General features: G+C 45.6%; 18 protein-coding genes, 1 tRNA gene and 2 riboswitches. Of the genes, 10 read left to right on the plus strand and 9 right to left on the minus strand.

Annotation, left to right across the window (positions count from 1 at the left end):
- The first annotated feature begins 32 nt into the window (after positions 1–32).
- The 8 genes from CAG58_RS10660 (at position 33) to thiH (ending at position 8,509) form a co-directional block, all read left to right on the plus strand.
- Positions 33–109: transfer RNA gene (locus CAG58_RS10660), tRNA-Asp, on the plus strand.
- Between the two features lie 222 nt (positions 110–331).
- Positions 332–405, plus strand: a riboswitch (Fluoride riboswitch).
- Positions 406–747: 342 nt separating this feature from the next.
- Entirely contained in the window at positions 748–2,094 is a 1,347-nt protein-coding gene (locus CAG58_RS10665) for a voltage-gated chloride channel family protein (RefSeq protein WP_158144536.1), read from the plus strand.
- Between the two features lie 60 nt (positions 2,095–2,154).
- Positions 2,155–2,253: riboswitch (TPP riboswitch) on the plus strand.
- Positions 2,254–2,359: 106 nt separating this feature from the next.
- The gene (gene thiC / locus CAG58_RS10670) at positions 2,360–4,294 is read left to right on the plus strand and encodes a phosphomethylpyrimidine synthase ThiC (RefSeq protein ID WP_161426104.1); all 1,935 of its coding nucleotides are present in this window, start codon (positions 2,360–2,362) and stop codon (positions 4,292–4,294) included.
- Between the two features lie 3 nt (positions 4,295–4,297).
- Positions 4,298–5,614, plus strand: coding sequence for a thiamine phosphate synthase (locus tag CAG58_RS10675; RefSeq protein ID WP_161426105.1), 1,317 nt, complete (start codon positions 4,298–4,300; stop codon positions 5,612–5,614).
- Positions 5,601–6,401 (plus strand): HesA/MoeB/ThiF family protein, encoded by an 801-nt coding sequence (locus CAG58_RS10680; RefSeq protein WP_161426106.1) that lies wholly within the window; start codon positions 5,601–5,603, stop codon positions 6,399–6,401. Before CAG58_RS10675 ends, CAG58_RS10680 begins: the two co-directional genes overlap by 14 nt.
- Entirely contained in the window at positions 6,401–6,607 is a 207-nt protein-coding gene (thiS, locus tag CAG58_RS10685) for a sulfur carrier protein ThiS (RefSeq protein WP_004393834.1), read from the plus strand. Before CAG58_RS10680 ends, thiS begins: the two co-directional genes overlap by 1 nt.
- Positions 6,608–6,609: 2 nt before the next feature.
- Positions 6,610–7,371 carry a thiazole synthase gene (locus CAG58_RS10690; protein WP_161426113.1) on the plus strand — a complete coding sequence of 254 codons (762 nt, stop codon included), beginning with the start codon at positions 6,610–6,612 and terminating at the stop codon, positions 7,369–7,371.
- Between the two features lie 4 nt (positions 7,372–7,375).
- Entirely contained in the window at positions 7,376–8,509 is a 1,134-nt protein-coding gene (thiH, locus tag CAG58_RS10695; protein WP_161426107.1) for a 2-iminoacetate synthase ThiH, read from the plus strand.
- Positions 8,510–8,712: 203 nt separating this feature from the next.
- Here thiH and choV read toward each other — a convergent pair whose 3' ends face one another.
- The 8 genes from choV to CAG58_RS10735 all read right to left on the minus strand — a co-directional run bounded on the left by choV (position 8,713) and on the right by CAG58_RS10735 (position 18,856).
- Positions 8,713–9,903, minus strand: coding sequence for a choline ABC transporter ATP-binding protein (gene choV / locus CAG58_RS10700; RefSeq protein WP_161426108.1), 1,191 nt, complete (start codon positions 9,901–9,903; stop codon positions 8,713–8,715).
- Complete coding sequence (gene choW / locus CAG58_RS10705) at positions 9,903–10,748, minus strand: choline ABC transporter permease subunit (RefSeq protein ID WP_040903560.1); 846 nt, start codon at positions 10,746–10,748, stop codon at positions 9,903–9,905. Before choW ends, choV begins: the two co-directional genes overlap by 1 nt.
- A 56-nt stretch (positions 10,749–10,804) precedes the next feature.
- Complete coding sequence (locus CAG58_RS10710) at positions 10,805–11,728, minus strand: choline ABC transporter substrate-binding protein (protein WP_161426109.1); 924 nt, start codon at positions 11,726–11,728, stop codon at positions 10,805–10,807.
- Positions 11,721–13,460, minus strand: a complete 1,740-nt coding sequence (gene betA, locus CAG58_RS10715) for a choline dehydrogenase (protein WP_161426110.1) — start codon at positions 13,458–13,460, stop codon at positions 11,721–11,723. Before betA ends, CAG58_RS10710 begins: the two co-directional genes overlap by 8 nt.
- Before the next feature lie 9 nt (positions 13,461–13,469).
- Positions 13,470–14,930: a betaine-aldehyde dehydrogenase gene (gene betB, locus CAG58_RS10720; protein ID WP_161426111.1), complete on the minus strand. Its 1,461-nt coding sequence runs from the start codon at positions 14,928–14,930 to the stop codon at positions 13,470–13,472.
- A gap of 8 nt (positions 14,931–14,938) precedes the next feature.
- The gene (betI, locus tag CAG58_RS10725) at positions 14,939–15,541 is read right to left on the minus strand and encodes a transcriptional regulator BetI (RefSeq protein ID WP_161426112.1); all 603 of its coding nucleotides are present in this window, start codon (positions 15,539–15,541) and stop codon (positions 14,939–14,941) included.
- A gap of 406 nt (positions 15,542–15,947) precedes the next feature.
- Entirely contained in the window at positions 15,948–17,735 is a 1,788-nt protein-coding gene (locus tag CAG58_RS10730) for an aminopeptidase P family protein (protein ID WP_161425959.1), read from the minus strand.
- Between the two features lie 158 nt (positions 17,736–17,893).
- A complete protein-coding gene (locus CAG58_RS10735; protein WP_154169749.1) occupies positions 17,894–18,856 on the minus strand; it encodes a LysR substrate-binding domain-containing protein in 963 nt (320 codons plus the stop codon).
- Between the two features lie 98 nt (positions 18,857–18,954).
- Between CAG58_RS10735 and CAG58_RS10740 the strand changes: the two genes are divergently transcribed.
- Together CAG58_RS10740 and tsrA are read left to right on the plus strand one after the other, a co-directional pair.
- Positions 18,955–20,169 (plus strand): multidrug effflux MFS transporter, encoded by a 1,215-nt coding sequence (locus CAG58_RS10740; protein ID WP_199244777.1) that lies wholly within the window; start codon positions 18,955–18,957, stop codon positions 20,167–20,169.
- 144 nt (positions 20,170–20,313) lie between these two features.
- Positions 20,314–20,595, plus strand: coding sequence for an H-NS-like global regulator TsrA (gene tsrA, locus CAG58_RS10745; RefSeq protein ID WP_004393857.1), 282 nt, complete (start codon positions 20,314–20,316; stop codon positions 20,593–20,595).
- Positions 20,596–20,652: 57 nt separating this feature from the next.
- Here the strand turns inward: tsrA and asnC are convergent, their stop codons facing one another.
- Entirely contained in the window at positions 20,653–21,117 is a 465-nt protein-coding gene (gene asnC, locus CAG58_RS10750) for a transcriptional regulator AsnC (protein WP_004393858.1), read from the minus strand.
- Positions 21,118–21,252 lie beyond the last annotated feature (135 nt).

The following is a 21,252-nucleotide window of genomic DNA, read 5'->3' on the forward strand; positions in this document are numbered from 1 at the left end:
CAATCAGACTTTATCGAGTAACAAGACAATGTGGAGCGGTAGTTCAGTTGGTTAGAATACCGGCCTGTCACGCCGGGGGTCGCGGGTTCGAGTCCCGTCCGCTCCGCCACTGATAAGAGTCCCTAGCAGCAATGCTGGGGATTTTTTTATTGGTTGGTAATCAATAGCAGATAAAAGCAGGCAGCGGATAAGTTTAATTGAATAGAATACCCGCCTGTCACACCGGGGGGCGCGCTGGTTGTTCAACGGCAGGGAGTCCCGTCCGCTCCACTGATAGAGTCCCAAAATAAACCTTATTCTAAGTGTTGTTTAATGCTGTTGGTTAGGTAAAATGCGGCTAGGTGATGATGTTCCACCTAGCAGTTATGCTAAACCGCTTTTCAAGCTGATGACGTCTGTACATGCAATGAGATAACAAGATAAGTTCTTGTTGTGTCTGTGTACAGCTCATTTGGCTCATCACAGAATCATTGCGTTTTATCCCTTTTTTTAAGAGTGAAGCAATGATGCACACCTCAAAGAACCAATTTTATCCTCACACCGTTTATTGCTTATTATTCAGTATTATAAAGTTAACGCTTTTTAAAGACGCTTAATCAGTGTTTCGCTACGTTATTTACATTAATCACGACTATTATTATGCCTGTTATCTATTTAGTTAGCGCTGAATCTCGTTATTGAATGATGATTGGTGGAAGTGAAGCAAATCATTATTAAGTGATTTGTACATCATTGGGAGCATAAATTTTGTCTATCAAATCTCTGGATCATTTACCTCACGTTGTATTACAAACATTACGTTGGACATTGCTAGTTACCCCATTAGCAATTTTAGTCGGCTTGATGAATGCTTTTTTCTTATGGGCTTTGGAAGTTGCGACTCAAACTCGTGTCGATAACCCGTATTTAATTTATGGGCTTCCTATTGCTGGTTTAGGATTAGTCTTTTTTTATCGCCAGTGGGGAGGTATTTCCGAGCGCGGTAACAATCTGATTATCGACCAAATTCATCAATCGAATGAGAAAATTCCTTTTCGGATGAGTGTTTTTGTACTTGTTGCGACAGTCGTTACTCATTTATTCGGTGGCTCTGCGGGACGGGAAGGTACGGCGGTGCAAATTGGCGGCGCGGTATCAGCTTGGTTTAGTCGCGTGTTTAAACTGGATGAATCTGATCAACGCTCTATATTGGTTGCAGGAATTGCCGCGGGGTTTGGTTCGGTGTTTGGCACCCCGATTGCGGGAGCTATTTTTGCCGTGGAAGTCCTGTCAGTCGGTAGGATTAAATATCAAGCATTACTACCGGCATTGATTGCTGCGGTTTTAGCGGATGTGGTATGCAGTGCGGTAGGGGCTCATCATACGCACTACAATATCGGCTTTGCACAGTTCAATAGTTTGTTTGAGCATCCTATATCGATTGATTTTATTTTAACTGGCAAGATATTGATTGCTGGCGTGATATTTGGCTTAGTGGGTTTACTGTTTAGTGAACTAACATCAGGCTTGAAAGCTTGGTTTCTACGTAGGTTACGCAATCCTTATTTAATTGTATTTTGTGGTGGTTTGTTAGTGATTGCTATCGTTAAGTTAATTGGTAACTATGACTATATTGGTATTGGTGTTTATCCTATACGTGAAGGTGGAGTGAGCATCACTTCTGCATTTGAGGCCGGTGGCGCTGAATGGAATAGCTGGATATTAAAATTGATTTTAACGGCGATAACTTTAGCAGCTGGCTTTAAAGGTGGCGAAGTTACTCCCTTATTCTTTATTGGAGCCACATTAGGTAATTTCCTCGCATGGGTAATGGGGGCACCAGTTGAGCTGTTCGCTGCGCTAGGCTTTTTAGCGGTGTTTGCTGCCGCCGCCAATACTCCTCTAGCTTGCATTATTATGGGGGTTGAATTGTTTGGGGCTGATCATCTGATCTACTTTGCTTTAGTTTGTTTTATTGCTTATTACGCCAGTGGTCATACTGGTATTTATGGTTCACAACGTATTGCGGTGGCTAAACGTATTTCTCCTTATCAACCACCTAAAATAGACCAAACCGTCGCTCAGGCGATGGCGAGTAAAAAGAATAAGCAATAAGTATTAACTATTTTGCTGTTATCACTAGATTGCTAAATTTATATAATCTTGTATGCTAGTTTTCACTTGTCGGAGTGCCATATGGCTGAGACCGTTTATTCGGGATCCGTTGAACCTGATCAGGCTAATACCTGCGAAGGGAACAAGAGAAGACAATTTGTGGTGTCTTATTGTAACCCTATCTACACACCACTGATCTGTTGATCCCCTCTTGTTGCATCTTTCCGTCAAGCATTATCCCTAATGAATAACACAGGAAAATGCTATGTCGATTCGTAAACAAGCGAGACTGGAAGCAAAACAGTTTATTGATTCACTTTCAGTTCAACCTTACCCCAATTCTAATAAAGTTTATATTCAAGGCTCGAAACCAGATATTCGTGTACCGATGCGCGAAATTACTTTAGCTGACAGCTTGATTGGTGGCACTAAACAAGCACCGATCTATTCAGCAAATCAACCCATCCCTGTTTATGACACCTCAGGTGTCTATACCGATCCAAACTATACGATCAATTTAAAGCATGGCTTACCTAAGCTGCGTGATTCATGGATTGCAGAGCGTGGTGATATTGAAACGCTACCGGTGATGAGTTCAGAGTTTGCCCGTCAGCGCTTAGCCGATGAAACTCTCGATGAGCTGAGATATGGTCAGCTGCCTGATATTCGACGAGCCAAGGTGGGTAAACGAGTCACTCAGTTACATTATGCCAAACAGGGAGTGATTACACCTGAGATGGAGTTTATCGCCTTACGTGAAAATATGGGACGGCGAGAGTATCAAGATCAGCAGCTTAATCATCAGCACCCAGGTGAAAACTTTGGTGCCCATTTACCTGCTGAGATTAGCGCTGAATTTGTCCGTCAAGAGGTCGCGGCTGGACGAGCGATCATTCCTTGTAATATCAATCATCCTGAATCTGAACCCATGATCATCGGCCGCAACTTTTTAGTCAAAGTGAACGCGAATATCGGTAATTCTTCAGTGAGCTCTTCTATTGAAGAAGAGGTGGAGAAGTTGGTTTGGGCCACCCGTTGGGGGGCAGATACGGTAATGGATTTATCCACTGGACGTAACATTCATGAAACTCGGGAGTGGATTTTACGTAATAGCCCAGTACCTATAGGCACTGTTCCTATGTATCAAGCGTTAGAAAAGGTTAACGGCGTTGCTGAAAATCTGACCTGGCAGGTGATGCGCGATACCTTGTTAGAGCAAGCGGAGCAGGGAGTTGACTATTTTACCATTCATGCAGGCGTGCTGTTGCGTTATGTACCGATGACCGCAAAACGTGTTACTGGGATTGTCTCCCGTGGCGGCTCTATCATTGCTAAATGGTGCCTTGCCCATCACCAAGAAAATTTCTTATACACCCATTTTCGTGAGATTTGTGAAATCTGTGCCCAATATGATATTTCTTTATCGCTTGGTGACGGTTTACGTCCTGGATCGATTGCTGATGCCAATGATGAGGCGCAATTTGCCGAATTAAGGACCCTTGGTGAGTTGACTAAAATTGCTTGGGAGTATGATGTTCAGGTGATGATTGAAGGGCCTGGCCATGTACCCATGCATATGATTAAAGCCAATATGGACGAGCAACTTAAGCATTGTCATGAAGCGCCTTTTTATACTTTAGGCCCTTTAACCACCGATATTGCACCGGGTTATGATCATATCACGTCAGGAATTGGTGCGGCGATGATAGGCTGGTTTGGTTGCGCCATGCTGTGCTATGTGACACCCAAAGAGCATTTAGGCTTACCGAATAAAGAAGACGTAAAAACCGGCTTAATTACCTATAAGTTGGCAGCTCATGCGGCGGATTTAGCGAAAGGTCATCCCGGTGCTCAGGTAAGAGATAATGCGTTATCGAAGGCTCGTTTTGAATTTCGTTGGCAAGACCAGTTTAACTTATCGCTTGATCCGATCACTGCTAAAGCTTTTCATGATGAAACCTTACCGCAAGAATCTGGCAAAGTTGCTCATTTCTGCTCAATGTGTGGTCCTAAATTTTGCTCGATGAAGATCTCTCAAGAAGTGAGAGAGTACGCTAACGATGTACAGCAAGTGGCGGCGGATCAGGCTATTTCGGTCACTATGCTGGAAAGTCCTTTACAAGGCATGCAGCAAAAATCGCAAGAGTTTCGTGCCTCCGGTTCGCAGTTGTATCATCCAGCGGTGACAGCGGAGGAATAAAGCGTGAAACTATTAATCCCTGCTCATTGTATTGAGTTAACGGGAGCCGTTCAGCAAGCATTATTGCTTGCTAAGCAGCAAGGTTTTGCGATCGAATCGATTGAGTTGGGCGTTAGTCCAACCCAATCGATGCAGCTGCTTGGCCAGCATCGTTACTCGTTGCAGACGGATCTCTTTCCTTCTTTCTCAGGCTTAGAGCCATCACGGCAAAACTTGGCATCTATTGCCATTGGCTATCAGTCGCGTAAGAGCGATAGTGATATTGATAACCTAGCCTCAGCCACCTTACTGATTGGCGCTGCTTATAAAGGTCAGCAAAGGGATATTTGGCGTCATACCGATGGTGAATTAATGTTCCTATCGGGGGCGATGTTATCTCCAGCCCAGGCTTGGCATCATTTAGCGTGGTTGGTCGCGGCACTATGTTTGGAGTTTCACCTTGAAGATGCTTTATGCATCGCTAGGGCTGCGCTGAATGTTTCACGTGAAACATGGCCAAAGGATTATGGGCATTTCCCAACAGTGCAGTCCTGCTTGATCGAGGAAACTGAAAAAACAGTAGCGTTTAGCTTTCCTTCACTGGCTAAACAGAGCTTAGGTCTTTATCCGGTGGTGGATAATATCGCTTGGGTAGAATCCTTGCTTAAGCTCGGCATAAACACACTTCAGCTACGGATAAAAAATCCTCAGCAAGTGGATTTAGAACAGCAAATTGTTCGTGCGATTGAATTGGGCCGTCAATATCAAGCTCAGGTCTTTATTAATGATTATTGGCCATTGGCGCTTAAGCATGGTGCATTTGGCGTTCATTTAGGCCAAGAAGATTTACAATCAGCGGATCTTGATGCTTTAGCTAAGGCTAACATCCACTTAGGGTTATCAACCCATGGTTACTTTGAATTACTGACCGCGTTAAAAATCAGGCCGAGTTATATCGCATTAGGGCATATCTTTCCTACCACAACCAAGCAAATGCCTTCACGTCCTCAGGGGTTGGTACGTTTGGCGCTATACCAGCAGTTAGTAGATAGCAGTACCGACTATCGATATTTAGCGCCCGCCTCAGCTCTCGATCAACAACTCACTATAGAACGAGACAGTACCATTAAGGGAGAGTTACCAACGGTAGCGATCGGGGGTATTGATTTAACCAATATTCAATCGGTAGTGGAATGTGGCGTTGCCAGTGTTGCCGTCGTGCGTGCCATTACTGAGGCCGATGATGTACACGCCGCAGTTAAGCATCTCCAAGCTCAACTAGCCAGTAAGCCGCAGGAGCAAAAGCTATCAACTCAGGAGGTGGCCGATGTTAACGGATAAGCAATTTTTACGTTATCAACGTCAGATTTGTTTGCCTGATATTGCTGAGCAAGGGCAAATCACATTCCTCGCAAGCAAGGTGTTGATTATTGGTTGTGGCGGTTTAGGCAATGCGGTAGGCCAATATCTTGCCGCTGCAGGGGTTGGCAAACTGATCCTAGCTGATGACGATACGGTAGAAGTCTCTAACTTATCTCGACAAATCGCTTTTCAAACTCAACAAGTAGGAATGTCGAAAGTCTCTGCTTTACAGCAATCTCTACAGCGCTTAAACCCTGAAGTACGCATCCGTTGCGTCAATCGGCGGATGGATGAGGCGCTATTAAATTTAGAAGTACCGATGGCCGATGTTGTTGTCGACTGTAGTGATAATAGTGTCACGCGCTTTGCGATAAACCAAGTTTGTCTCCAGCATGGTGCTGTACTGATTTCTGGCTCAGCGATTGGTTGGCAAGGTCAATGTATCGCGTTTAATTTTCGTCAGCCACATACCGCTTGCTATCGTTGTCTAGTGGCTGAGCATAACTCAGCGCGTAATTGCAGTGATAGTGGGGTCGTTGGACCGGTCGTAGGCATGATAGGTAATCTACAAGCCTTAATGACTTTACAAGTCTTGCTCGATATTGGTCCGGTTAAATATCAACAGCTGCACTATTTTGATGGACACAAGTTAAGTTGGCAGCAATGGCAATTAGCGGCTGATCCTGACTGTCCGGTGTGTCATTCAGCATCTTCAACAGCAACGTCATCTTTTGCTGATCATTTTCACCAAGAGGAGATTACCTAATGACCATCTCTGTGACTATTAATCAACAGCTGCAGCAATTAGCACAACCGATCACCATTGCTGAATTACAACAGCAATTACAGTTACCCACCGTGGGCAGTGTATTTGCGCTTAATGATGGCATTATTCCCCAAGGTTTATGGGAGCAAACCATAGTTAACGACGGTGACACGATTGCCATATTTCAAGCCATCGCAGGAGGTTAATGATGTTAACTATTGCAGGAACTCAGTTTCAATCACGACTATTAACTGGCACTGGCAAGTTTGCCAATCGCCACACCATGGCAGCAGCGATAGCCGCTAGCCAATCGCAGTTGGTGACGATGGCTTTAAAGCGAGTCGATTTACAGCACCGTGAGGATGACATTCTCGCGCCCTTGATCGCTGCTGGTGTTCAGCTATTGCCCAATACTTCAGGAGCGAAAACCGCCCGTGAAGCGATTTATGCTGCCCATCTTGCTCGAGAGGCGCTGCAAACGAATTGGCTTAAACTGGAAATCCACCCAGATCCGAAATATTTAATGCCCGATCCGATCGAAACTTTACTGGCCTCTGAACAATTAGTGAAAGAGGGATTTATTGTTTTACCTTATTGCCACGCCGACCCTGTGTTATGTAAACGCTTGGAAGAGGTTGGCTGCGCGGCGGTTATGCCATTGGGAGCGCCGATTGGAAGTAACCAGGGGTTAAGAACGCAAGACTTTCTAAAGATCATCATTGAACAAGCCAATGTGCCAGTAATTATTGATGCCGGCATTGGCGCCCCTTCTGATGCGATGTTAGCGATGGAAATGGGCGCGGATGCGGTATTAGTCAATACTGCGATTGCTACTGCCGCTGATCCCGTTTTAATGGGGCAGGCTTTTAAGCAAGCGGTCGAAACCGGACGCTTAGCTTATCAAGCAGGCTTAGCCGCTCGTGGTCAACAAGCGGTGGCCTCAAGTCCGTTGACCGCTTTTTTGGATTGATACTATGAGCTTTCTAAATCGCTTTGCTGAGCTTAATTGGGATGATATTAAACTATCCATATACAGCAAGACAACTACAGATGTCGAGCGGGCGTTAGCCAAGCCAGTTAGGACATTAACCGATTTCCAGGCCTTGCTATCACCAGCCGCTGAGCCATACCTTGAGCAGATGGCTCAGTTGTCTTATGCTGCTACTCGCCAACGCTTCGGCCATACGATGGGCTTGTATGTGCCGCTGTATCTATCGAACTTATGTGCCAATAGTTGTAGCTATTGCGGCTTTTCGATGGAAAATCGCATTAAGCGGAAAACGCTGGATACTGATGAGATAGAGCGAGAAATTAATGCCATTAAAAAAATGAACTTTGATAGTGTGTTATTGGTAACGGGTGAGCATGAAAGTAAAGTCGGCATCAACTACTTTCGGCAAATGTTACCTTTAATAAAGTCCGCTTTTCATCATGTCGCAATGGAGGTGCAGCCGTTAGCACAAGAGGAATATGCGGAATTAAAAAGCTTAGGTTTAGATGCGGTGATGGTTTATCAGGAGACGTATCATCCTTCTACTTATGCTCAGCATCATTTACGTGGCAAGAAAACCGATTTTGAATTTAGGTTAGCGACTCCAGATCGCCTTGCCAAAGCTGGGATTGATAAAATCGGGTTAGGGGCTTTAATTGGTCTGGATGATTGGCGTACGGAAAGTTTTTATGTCGCAACACATCTCGATTATTTAGAGAAGACCTATTGGCAAAGTCGCTATTCAATTTCTTTTCCGCGCTTACGGCCTTGTGCGGGAGGGGGGCCTCCCAAGTCACTGATGACAGATAAACAGTTGGTGCAGTTAATTTGTGCCTTTCGTTTATTTAATTCGCAGGTTGAGTTATCGCTCTCTACTCGTGAATCGGCTGAATTTCGCGATCATGCTATGTTGCTTGGTATCACTAGTATGTCGGCAGCTTCGAAAACCCAACCGGGAGGGTATGCAGATAACAAATCAGAACTGGAGCAATTTTCGATTAGTGATCAGCGAAGCGCAGCAAAAGTGGCGGCTATGATAGAAGCGCAAGGATTAGCTGCAGTATGGCAAGATTGGCACTCGGTGTATTCTGGAGGATATGTTTCACGTGAAACATAAGCCAGCAAGAGTTTGTCATCACTTTGACGGAGACTGTGACACTTGAGTGGAATTGATGTGTCATTTTAGCCCAAACACTCCTGAAGTGATGATTGTTGAGCAGTGTGGATAAAGCACCAAGACAAAGAATAATGGTCTTGGTGCTTTTTATTAGCTATTAGATAAGCAAGCCTGTTAACTGATAGCGATGAGTCACAAAGCGATTAAGCGGCTTGATGATATTTACCTAATAGCGCGTGATAGAAATCATCGTCATTTAGCGTGCCAACAAGTTGCTGCTTATCGATGAGTAGGATAGGTAGGCCGGTTTTGTAACGGATCTCTATCGCATCACGCATACTTATTTCAGGACTGGTCATCACTAAAGTGGTCGAGTTTAGTTCCGTGGTTGGCATCCCCGATTGCCAAGTCATCAGCTGTAATGAGGGGGGTTGATGATTAGTGCCAGTTAACTGCCAACCTTGTTCCTTATGTTCTAACCATAAATCACGTTGCGAGCAAACTTGCCAGCGTTGTTGATCTTGACTGAAAGAGGATGCGTCTTTCATTAACGAACGACCTTTCAGTACATTCAATGGATTGGTATGAGCGACGAAATCTTTGACGTATTGATTGGTAGGGGTTAATACAATCTCTTCCGGTGTGCCATGTTGGATCAGCTCTCCTGATTCCATAATGGCAATATGGGTGCCGATTTTTAACGCTTCATCGAGATCATGGCTGACAAAGACGATGGTTTTATTGAGTTTCTTCTGTAAGCTTAATAGCTCATCTTGTAGCTGACTACGAATTAAAGGATCAAGAGCAGAGAAAGGCTCATCCATTAATAGTATGTCGCTGTCTATGGCAAAGGCTCGGGCGAGTCCAACCCTTTGCTGCATTCCGCCTGAGAGTTCATGTGGGTATTTATCTTCCCACTCTTGTAGATCAACCATTTGTAGCTTTTCTCTGGCTTGCTGGCGACGTTGTTTTTTACCAACGCCCTGCATTTCTAAACCAAAAGCGACGTTATCCAGCACGGTTAACCATGGCATTAAAGCAAACTTTTGAAACACCATTGAGACTTTGTGCATTCTCAGTTGACGGAGGCTGGTTTGATTACAATCGGCCAGATTAATGGACTGTTGGCCATCTTGAACTTGTAGCGAACCACGAGACACCGAATTTAAGCCATTAATAGCGCGTAGCAAGCTTGATTTACCGGAACCGGACAGCCCCATGAGTACGCAAATTTCACCTTGTTCAACATCAAGGCTCACGTTATTCACGCCAACCACAGTGCCGGTTGCAGCATTAATTTCTTGGCGTGACTTGCCTTGATCGAGTAAATCCAATGCAGGTTGGGGATTGTCGCCAAAGACGACATCAAGGTTACGTATCGTGATCGCATTCATTAGCTGTTTTCCTTACGTTGCGGCGTCTTACATAAACGGTCAAGAATGATGGCAACCAATACAATGGCGAGACCGGCTTCAAAGCCTTGGGAAATATTAACCGTATTGAGGGCGCGAATGACGGGTTTACCAAGACCATCGGCACCGACTAAGGCTGCGATGACCACCATTGAGAGCGAAAGCATAATACATTGGGTGATACCGGCCATGATACTGGGTAAAGCGGCGGGAAGTTCGACTTTAAACAACAGCTTCATTTTGCTAGCGCCAAAAGCTTTCCCTGCTTCAAGCAGCTCTTCTGGAACTCGGGTTACTCCTAAATAGGTCAGACGAATCGGGGCGGCAATGGCAAAAATAATCGTTGAGATCAGCCCCGGCACAATGCCAAGACCGAATAAAACTAGGGTCGGGATCAGGTAGACAAACGTTGGTACGGTTTGCATCAAATCAAGAATCGGTCTCAATAGGGTGTATAGCCAAGCTCGATGAGCAGCCATAATACCAATTGGTACGCCAATTAATACGGAAATCGTTGTTGCGGCAAACACCAAAACAAAGGTTTCCAGCATTTCTTGCCAGTAGCCAAGGTTAAGAATCAGTAGTAATGAAGCAATGATGAAAATGACCAGAGAGAAGCTGCGATGTAGCCACCAAGCCAAAGCGGCCGTGATCAAAATGGGAGCGGCTGGTGGCATGGCTTTAAATAGATCAATTAACAATAAAATACTACTTTCTAATACAAAAGCGATCACATCAAAAAATCGTTCTCCATGAATAGTCAGCCAGTCAACAAACGACTCCATCCATTGTCCGAGAGGAATTTTGTGTTCAGTAATCATAAGCATAGTTCCTTATTCACTTGGCGATGGCGGTGAAGCTATCGCCACGCGAGGGGTAAAAATTAGCGAGATAAATATAGGTTTACAGCGGCAAGAGCTGGTTGGCCGTCAATGGTGGTTACATTGTCGAGCCAGCGGCTTAGCGTTTCAGGATTCGCTTGTAGCCATTGCTGAGCCGCTTGTTCAGGGGATTGATTTTGGTTGAGGATAGCATCCATTAACTTATTCTCACTTTCTAAGCTAAAGACGAGGTTAGTTAAGAAATTACCAACGTTTTCACATTCATTAAGGTAGTTTTGACGCACGTTAGTGTGAACACTAGCGCCACCGTAATTAGGACCAAAGTAATCATCACCACCACTTAAATAAACCATATCAACCATAGTATTCATTGGATGTGGTTCCCAGCCAAGAAAAGCCACCCATTGTTGACGACGTACAGAGCGTTGAATTTGTGAGAGCATGCCCGCTTCGCTCGATTCAACAATCGAAAACTCACCGAGGCCATAGGCGTCATCTTCAATCATAGACAGCAAGGTGCGGTTGCCGTCATTGCCAGGCTCTAAGCCAAGGATTCGATTACGGAATTTATCACTGTGTTTGGCGAGATCGGCAAAAGAGGTAATGCCTGCATCATAGACATACTGAGGGACGGCTAGGGTATACTTTGCGCCTTCTAGGTTAGCACGTACGGTTTCAACGGTCCCTGCTTCACGGTAACGGGCGATGTCGGCTTCCATGGTTGGCATCCAGTTGCCAAGGAATACGTCAATATCTCCATTAGCCATCGAAGAGTAGGTCACGGGTACGGAGAGTAATTGAGTGCGAGTCTGATAACCGAGTCCTTGCAGGATTTCACTTGCTACGGCGGTGGTGGCGGTAATATCTGTCCAGCCGACATCGGCGAAGCGAACCGTTTGACATTGGTTAGCATAAGCATTGAATGATAATGCAGCGACGGAGAGATAGGTGGTCATTTTAAGCATAATGTTTCCTTGTCATTGAACTATTTTCCTGAGAAGTTGAGCGTTCCATTGGTCGAATGGCTGCTCGGCTACGCTGTTTATTATGCCAACTGTCTGCAATCCACACAGGCGCGGATTCAGCAGGTAACAGCGATTTATTGAGGATCATATCAGCGGCACGTTCGGCAACCATGATTGTCGGAGCATTCAAATTACCGTTCGGTATGGTGGGGAAGATCGAGGAATCGACAACTCTTAGCCCTTGAATACCAAACACTCGGCACTGGTTATCCACTACAGCCATGGCATCGTCAGCTGAGCCCATTTTGCAGCTACAAGAGGGGTGATAGGCACTCTCAACATTTTGTTTAACCCAATTATCAATCGCTTCATCGCTGCTAATGGATAAACCGGGTTGAATCTCTTCACCACGATAGTCATCTAATGCGGGCTGCGCGAGTAACTCACGGGTTAAGCGAATGCAATCTCGCCAATCTTGAATATCTTGTTGGTGTGATAAATAACGGAACAGAATCGCTGGCTTTTGCTTTGGATCGCTGGAGCGAATCCAAACCCGGCCGCGACTGTGTGGTTTATTGGGACCAACATGCACTTGAAAACCATGACCATCAAACGCGGTTTGGCCATCGTAACGCATCGCGGCTGGTAAAAAGTGGTATTGAATATTTGGCCATTTGAGTCCGGCGCGTGAGCGAATAAAGCCACAAGATTCAAAATGGTTGGTTGCCCCTAGGCCTTGTTTAGTCAAGATCCACTGGGTGCCGATCATCCCTTTGCTGATTAAACCGAGTTTGCTGTTTAACGTGATCGGTTGTTGGCAGCGATACTGAAAATAAACTTCTAAGTGATCTTGCAGGTTTTCACCCACGCCGGGTAGTTGGTGTTGCACTTTAATGCCAGCACTCTCTAATACATCACGAGGGCCAATCCCCGATAATTGCAGTAATTGTACGGAACCAATTGAGCCAGCGCTGGAAATGACCTCTTGATTAGCAAACGCCACTTGGGTTTGGCCGCCTTTTTCAAATTCGACGCCAATCGCGCGTTTATCTTTGAGTAGTACTTTACGCGTCAGTACGCCTTTAAGCAGGGTTAAGTTAGGTCGAGCTAAAGCACGTTTTAAATAGGCATTGGAGGTTGAAGCGCGCACTCCGTTATTAACCGTCATATGCATTGGCCCAAAACCTTCTTGTTGGTAGCCATTGTAATCGTCGGTTTTCGGGTAGCCAGCTTGTTCACCAGCTTCAATAAAAGCTTGGTAAAGTGGGTTGAGCGTCATTTCGTTACCGTTGCAGGTAGCGACTGGGCCGTCACCGCCTCGATAGGTATCTGCTCCTTGACTCCATGATTCGGCACGTTTGAAGTAGGGTAAACATGAGGCGTAATCCCAGCCTTGTGCACCGTGCTGTTGCCATTCATCAAAGTCACAAGCATGGCCTCTGACATAAACCATGCCGTTGATGGAAGAGCTGCCTCCTAAGACTTTGCCGCGTGGACAATGTAGTTTTCGACCATCAAGTCCGGGCTCAGCGAGAGATTCAAATTGCCAAGCGTATTTGGCGCTGTTCATCGGGTAAGATAGGGCGGTTGGCATTTGAATAAAAATGCTTTTATCACTGCCGCCAGCTTCAAGTAATAACACCGAGTTATCTGGATTTTCACTTAATCTATCGGCTAACACACAGCCGGCCGAGCCGGCACCGATAATAATATAGTCATAATGCTGTTTCATGATCACTCCTTAAGCATAAGGGCCGACGAAGTCATCGAGTTCGATTAACACGCTTTTGGTTTGGGTATAGTGAGTTAAAGTTTCGATACCATTTTCTCTTCCCACTCCCGATAGTTTGTAACCACCGACAGGCATTTGCGCTGGAGAGTCACCCCATGTATTGATCCAGCAAATACCGGCTTGTAGCTGGTGGATAACACGATGAGCACGCGCTAGGTTTTGGGTAAACACCCCAGCGGCTAAGCCATAGTCTGTATTGTTGGCACGTTGAATGACTTCTTGTTCATCCGTAAAGCTCAGCACCGCCATTACTGGGCCAAAGATCTCTTGTTGGACAAAGGCCATTTCATCGTCACAATCGACAAACACTGTGGGAGCAACAAAGTAACCCTTAGCGCATGAACCTTCCGTGACCGCTTTTCCGCCGGTGAGCAGGGTAGCTCCACTTTGTTTGGCGCTATCTATCGCTGACAGCACTTTGTCAAAATGTTGTTGAGAGATCAGCGAACCTACTTGAGTATTTGGATCCATCGGATCGCCAACAACCAGAGCTTCTGTGCGTGCTTTGAGTTGTTCAATAAACGCTGGGTAAATGGATTGATGCACAAACACTCGAGTGCCGTGAGTACACACTTCGCCTTGGGTATAGAAGTTAGCGGTCATCGCCGCTGAGACGGCTTGGTCGAGCTTAGCATCATCAAAAATGATCAAGGGGGATTTACCGCCCAGCTCCATGGTCACTGATTTTAACGTTTTCGCGCTATCGGCCATCACCGCTTTACCGGTTCCACTTTCCCCAGTGAAAGACACTTTGGCTATCTCAGGGTGAGCGGTGAGCATTTGTCCCACTCGGGCATCTCCTTGCACTACGTTAAACACGCCATCAGGTAAACCGGCTTGTGTAAAAATTTCGGCCAGTTTGAGTACGCTGAGCGGCGTTTCTTCTGATGGCTTAAAAATCATTGCATTACCTGCTGCTAAAGTAGGCGCTGATTTCCACATCGCAATTTGGATTGGATAGTTCCAGGCGCCAATTCCAGCGCAAATTCCTAGAGGCTCTTTACGGGTGTAAAAAAACTGGCTGTTTGAGAGTGGTTGCTGCTCACCCTGCAGCGTTGGGGCGAGACCGGCAAAGTACTCGATCACATCGGCGCCCGTGGTGATGTCAACGGCAAGCGCTTCTTGAATCGGTTTGCCGGTATCTTGGACTTCGAGTTTGGCTAGCTCATCGTTACGTTCACGGAGGATGGCGACAGCCTTTAACAAAATTCGGCTACGCTCGGTCGCGGTCATGGCTGACCAAATCGCAAATCCTCGTTGAGCGGAATCAATCGCCGCTTGCACGTCGCTGGTGCTAGCTTGACCTAAAATGGCCAGTGGCTCTCCGGTTGCGGGGTTGTAGCTGGTGAAAGTTTCTCCCGATGACGCATAGCAAAGCACGCCATCGATATAAAGTGAAGCGATTTCCATATAAAGACCTATTGAGTAAGTGCTACATGTTGAGCGAGTTGTTGTTGTAAGTAATCGTTAATTAAGTGCTGCGCTTGGTCGGCATTAATCCCGTTGGGATTAAGCGCACCACGTAGCCAGAAACCATCGATTAGAGCTGCGATGCCCTGCGCAACTCGTTGGGCATGAGCTTTGGGGAGTAATGCTTTGAGTTCAATGTGTAAATGAGAAATTAGCCGTTTTTCATTCACCCGTTGTAAACGGTTGAGTTGTGGGTCATGCATCGAATATGACCAGAAGGCTAACCAAGTTTTGACGACGTGACTTTGGGTTTGAAAGCCGGCGAAATTGGCTTGCACGATGGCATTAATTCGCGCTTGATGAGCGTCCTTTTTGAGTTTGCTTAACGCATTCGTCACGGTGAGTGAGTGCTCACGAAGGATAACGCGCATGGTTTCTTCTAATAAGCCGTGCTTACCACCAAAATAATGATTAATGATCCCGGTTGATACCCCAGCTTGGCGGCTGATCAAGGCAATGCTAGCAGCGTGTAATCCAACTTGTTCAATCACCGTCATGGTGGCCTGTACGAGTTGTGGCTTTCGTATGTCAGGCATTCCAACCTTAGGCATTAACACTCCCTGTTATCTTTAATTGAACGATTAGTTAACAATAACTTTACTCAAATAATCGTTAGATCTCAAACTATTATTTTTGTTTTGCATGAGGATTTGGTAAGTGTTGGTTTTATTTTTACCTTTAAATCAGATAGTTATTTTATTTTTTTGATTGTTGAATTTTTATTAATAATTAGAGGTGTTTTAGTCTATTGAAGTGTTTATATCCATCCTACTTGAAGCTGTACTCCACGTTGTTTGGCGATAGATAAGAGATGAGTTGAGTATAAAAAATCCCTTAACCAAGAGGTTAAGGGATTAAAATGAAAGCTTAGCCGAGAGAATAGAACACGAAGCAAATTGGTGTAACCAGAGTGGTTGGTTTCAGCGTTCAGACTGGTTTACACTCGGATTTATCCGCTTATAGAGTGATTGGCTGAGTGGCTTTTTCTAACCAGAGTTTCACCTCGCCCTCGACCAGTGGGCTAATGTCGCGCCACACCTTCTGGTGGTAGTCATTAAGCCAAGCAATCTCATGCGCGGCTAACAGGCTAAAATCAATCACTCTGGTATCGATTGGGCAACGAGTCAGCGCTTCAAAGCCAAGCATGTTTTTATCCCCTTGGGTTGGGATCTCAACCACTAACTCAAGATTTTCAATCCGAATGCCAAACTCGTCAGCTCGGTAATAACCAGGCTCGTTAGACAGCACCATACCAGGACGTAAAGCGACGGGGTTATGGACTTTGCTGATCCGTTGTGGCCCTTCATGGACACTTAAAAAGTGTCCGACACCATGGCCTGTACCGTGATCGTAATCGTAGCCTTCGGCCCATAAATATTGGCGTGCAAGCGCATCCAGTTGATGGCCGCAAGTCCCTGCTGGAAAGCGAGCTTGAGCTAAGGCGATATGCCCTTTAAGCACGAGCGTAAACTGGTGTTTCATCTCTGCGCTTGGCTGACCAATCGCAATGGTACGCGTGATATCGGTAGTACCGTCGAGATATTGACCGCCTGAATCAACTAAGTACAAACTATTTAAACTAAGCTCACCGGGCTGCGGCTGATTGAGGTGATTATAGTGACACATTGCCGCATTACTGCCAGCGGCAGAAATCGTATCAAAGCTAAGATCGGCCAGTGTTGGGTCTTGAGCGCGGAAAGCGTAAAGTTGGTCGGCTAACTGGGCTTCATTGTAGAGACGACCAGCGGCGACCTCATGGTCTAGCCAAGAGAGAAATTTACTCATCGCCACGCCATCACGGATATGACAGGCTTTCATTCCTGCCACTTCCGTTGGGTTTTTGGCCGCTTTGGGCAGTAAGCATGGATCGCTATCATTGATCAGCTTGGCGCCAGCATTTTGTAATACCAGCGTAAACCACGCATTACTGGTGTTCGGGTCGAGCATCACTGTGCGGCCAGTAAGTTGTTCTAATCTGGATGGTAAGTGGTCCGGATGATGGACACGTACGCTTGAGCCGACGTGTTGATTAAAGCCGCTCGCTAAACGTGCTGGGTCGAAGAAAAAATCAACGCTCGCATCAGCATGAATGATCGCGTGTGATAGCAAAACCGGCAGGCGAGCCACATCGAGTCCACGAATATTTAATAGCCAGCAAATGGAATCCAGCTCAGTAAGAATTGCGCAGTCGGCTTTTTTAGCCTGCAATAGATTCGCAATGGATTCGCGTTTTGTCTGACAATCTATCCCTACTTGATCCACGGACATCAAGCGCATGGCCGAGGTCACTGGTGCTGGGCGATCATGCCACAAGCAATCAATCGGGTTTTCGGTTATTGCCACTAGTGTATATTCACCAGCTAACCGTTGTTGAGCGCTGGTTAACCAGCTTGCTCGATGCATTTTTGGGTCATAACCGATTTTACTGCCTTTAGGGAGCTGTTCGGTGATCCATTGCAAATAAGGCTCTTCAATTAAATGGCGATATTGAAAAATGTCGCCAGGTACTTGCTTAGGTACCTGCACTGTATAGCGGCCATCGGCGAAGATAGCGGCATTATCGTGTGTGATCACGGCGGCACCGGCCGAGCCAGTAAAGCCAGTAACCCACTCTAAGCGTTCGTTTTGAATCGGTACGTATTCACCGAGATACTCATCTTCATGAGGGACAATCAGGGCATCTAAGCCTTGTTGAATCAGCCAATGGCGCAGTTCAGTAATACGTTGAGCAATGGGGTGTGACATGAGGGTAATCCTTGTTAACGGTCCTTGATAAAGGCTCATGGCGAGTGAAAGCCAGAGATAATATAAGCTACCTCTTTTGCTATAGGGGTGCAAATCTGTCTGATTTCGCTCATTAGGTAAGCCTTAATTGGTTCGCTTTCTGAGCTTATCTCCGCTCGCTATTCAGCACCATAACCGTGTTGGCGAAGATGGGTCGTTTTGCTGTCGATAATTTGTCGTAACCAACTGAGCGCAGGGTCGTCTTCTCGATCACGGTGCCAAAAGAGTGTGTAAGCCATCGGTGGAAATTCTAATGGGATGGGGAGGACCACCAGATTCATCTGCCGAGCAATCATGTAAGTAAAGTGTCGCGGGGCGGTAAACACAAAGTCAGTATAAGTGCATAAGCTAGCAGCACTATTAAAATCGGGTACTGTGATAGCAATGTCTCGTTCTAAGCCGACATCAGCGAGTCGATAGTCGAGTAACCAACGATCGTTGCCATCACAACGCACTTGAACGTGGCGTAAAGAGAGGTAACTATCCAAATTCCATGTACGTTGCAATACGGGATGATCTTGGCGAACGGCACACATCTGGGTATCGCGAAAAACTTCCTGCTCACAAATGTCTTTCGGAGGCAGCATGGTTAGGCGTGCATCATTAATATCAATGTCTTTGCCTGTGATCCCTAAATCTAATTCGCCGAGTTGTAATTTTTTGAAGGTTTGATCGCTCCACGCATGAGTACTGATATTCAGTTTCGGTCCCTGACTAAAAATAGCCGGTAAGAAGTGGGGCAGAATTAGCGAGTACACACTTTCTACCGCCGCAATGTGAAAGCGATATTCACTCGATTGGGGATCAAACACTTCCGGCTGGTTAATTAACTCTAACTGATTGACCAAAATATCCAATTTAGGTTTAAGAAATAAGGCTTTAGGTGTGGGTTTTAATCCATATGAGTGACGAATAAACAGCGGATCATCAAATTGAATACGCAATTTGGCCAGTGATTTACTGACTGCCGATTGACTAAGACAGAGTCGACTTGCAGTACGGGTCACGCTGAGCTCTTCGATCAATACTTTTAAACAAACCAATAAATTGAGGTCGAGGCGCGCTAAGCTTTCAATCTTCATCTGTTTTTCCATTTTGGAATAATGGTGATGATTATACGCCATTTCTATTCATATCTGTTTGCCGTTATGATAATACCTCTTAATTTATACCCTTATTGATGTGGAATACTTCCGTGAACGTGACTGCTTTACCGACACCAAGTCGCTTGCAAATGGTGCTACTGACCCTGTTAGTGCTGTTTAGCCCTTTGGCGATTGATATTTATTTACCTGCTTTACCGAAAATTGCCCAAACGTTTCACGTGGAACATGCATTAGCACAAGATACGATCACTTGGTTTTTATTTGCGATGGGCGTCGGACAACTGTTCGCTGGACCCCTCGCAGATAAATATGGACGTCGAACTGTTGCATTAGTTGGAATCAGCATTTATACCTTGAGCGCTTTATTGGCGTGGAGTGCACAAAGTATTGAATGGATGCTGATTGCTCGGTTGTTACAAGGCTTAGGTGCGTGCGCGACATCGGTAGCAGCCTTTGCAACAGTTCGCGATCTTTTTGGCCCAGAACGCAGTGGAAAAATGATCAGCTACTTAAATGGTGCGATCTGTTTTATTCCGGCACTGGCGCCTATTTTGGGTAGTTGGTTAACCCAGCAATTCGGCTGGCGCGCTAATTTTAGTTTTATGGCAGGTTTTGCGATGACGATTGGGTTGCTGATCCTGTTTAGTATGAAAGAAACCAACCCCACGACCGAAAAGCAAGCTTACTTTGCTTGGTCTCGTTACTGGTCAGTATTAAAAACCCCTTCGTTTTTGTTTCATGCGTCGTTATGTATGCTCGCGATGGCTGTGATCCTTGCTTATGTCGTTTCTGCGCCTTTAATACTGATGGATCGTTTAGGCCTGAGTATGAACCAGTTTACTTTTTGGTTTGGAATTAATGCGTTAGTGAATATTATCGCTTGTTTGTCGGCTCCGAAAGTGATGGATCGGGTTGGTACGCATCGCACGTTGGTGTTGGGAATTATCGCCCTGCTGGTGGGTGGTAGCGTGATGGTGATGTTAGCTGAGGTTGCCACTGCATTAGCATTTATGTTGCCAATCTTTATTTCATCAATAGGCTTTGCATGGATTCTCGGTGCAGCAGCAGGAAAAGCGTTAGCTCCGTTTGGTGACCGAGCGGGTACCGCAGCCGCTTTATTAGGATTATTCCAAATGAGTGGTTCAGGTTTACTGGTTGGTACACTACAGCGTTTAAGTTTTGAACCACAAATCTTGATAGCTTTGCATATGTGGTTGGTGGCTCCGGCACTGATCATTTTGTTTTCAAAAGTTGGTCGTCGTTGGCATCAATGGGCGCTCAATTCTTAATAGTTATCGGGTACGCTAAAACATAGGCGCTCAGAACATGCCATGTTTGGCCTGAAAATAGACGGGTTAGCTATTTTCTAAAGGGTGGAAGATGTGTATATTGTTCACTCTTACTTTTGAACGATATTTTTGGAATACGATACGATGTCAATGACCACTTATGAAATGGCTCGCATTTGGGAACAGCTGGATGAATCACCGGAAAAAGTGATGTTTGGCAAGTTGCTCAATGAACTGGGTAACCAAAGTAGTGAACGTATTCGTAGTGCAGCTAAGCAAGTACCGGTTCCTGTATTGCGTGACTTGGTTTATCAATTTGAACAGGTCATTGAGGCTCGCAAGGGAGAGCAAGTGGAATTGCTGGCCAAGCAACTTTCTGAGCAAGGCATTTCTGCGCAAGATCTGTTGAACTACCTCAATAAATAAACATCAGCACCGTTTATCATCAATCACCCCAATCGTTCAGGTTGGGGTGATTGCGTTTTAAGGATTGACGTTGCGATTAATCGGGTTTTGCAACGAGATTAAGGTTTCGGTCGATTGCACTTCATCAATCGCTTGTAGCTTATCGATCAATACATACTGTAGCTCTTCAATCGATTTACACATTAATTTGACAAAAATATTGTAAGCGCCCGTCGTGTAGTAAGCTTCAACCACTTCTTCTAACGCATTCAACTTAGCCAGCGCAGAGTGATAATCACGAGCAGCGTTAAGATTAATGCCAATGAAACAACACACGTCGTAACCGAGTTTTTTGGTATTGACTACTACTTCAGTGCCTTGGATAACCTCGGCCGCTTTCATTTTCTCGATTCGCACATGAATCGTGGCGGGACTGACCGAAAATTGTTTGGCCATCTCAGCGTAAGGGGTGCGTGCGTCATCCATTAAAATTTTTAAAATGGCGCGATCTAAATCATCTAATTTTGTTGAAGCGGTTTGCATATCCATTCCTAAATTCAGCGTTAGGCGATGGGCCATCTGCCGTTGATAGACCCTTTGGGTTGAAGCGGTAGCGCTATGATTATCCGACTTATTGTATGAGCTAAATAGGTTGGCCTACAGCATCAGCTCTGTTGG

Origin of the sequence: Vibrio sp. V31_P5A7T61, assembly GCF_009904895.1 — a bacterium.
In the GTDB taxonomy this organism is placed as follows: domain Bacteria; phylum Pseudomonadota; class Gammaproteobacteria; order Enterobacterales; family Vibrionaceae; genus Vibrio; species Vibrio metschnikovii.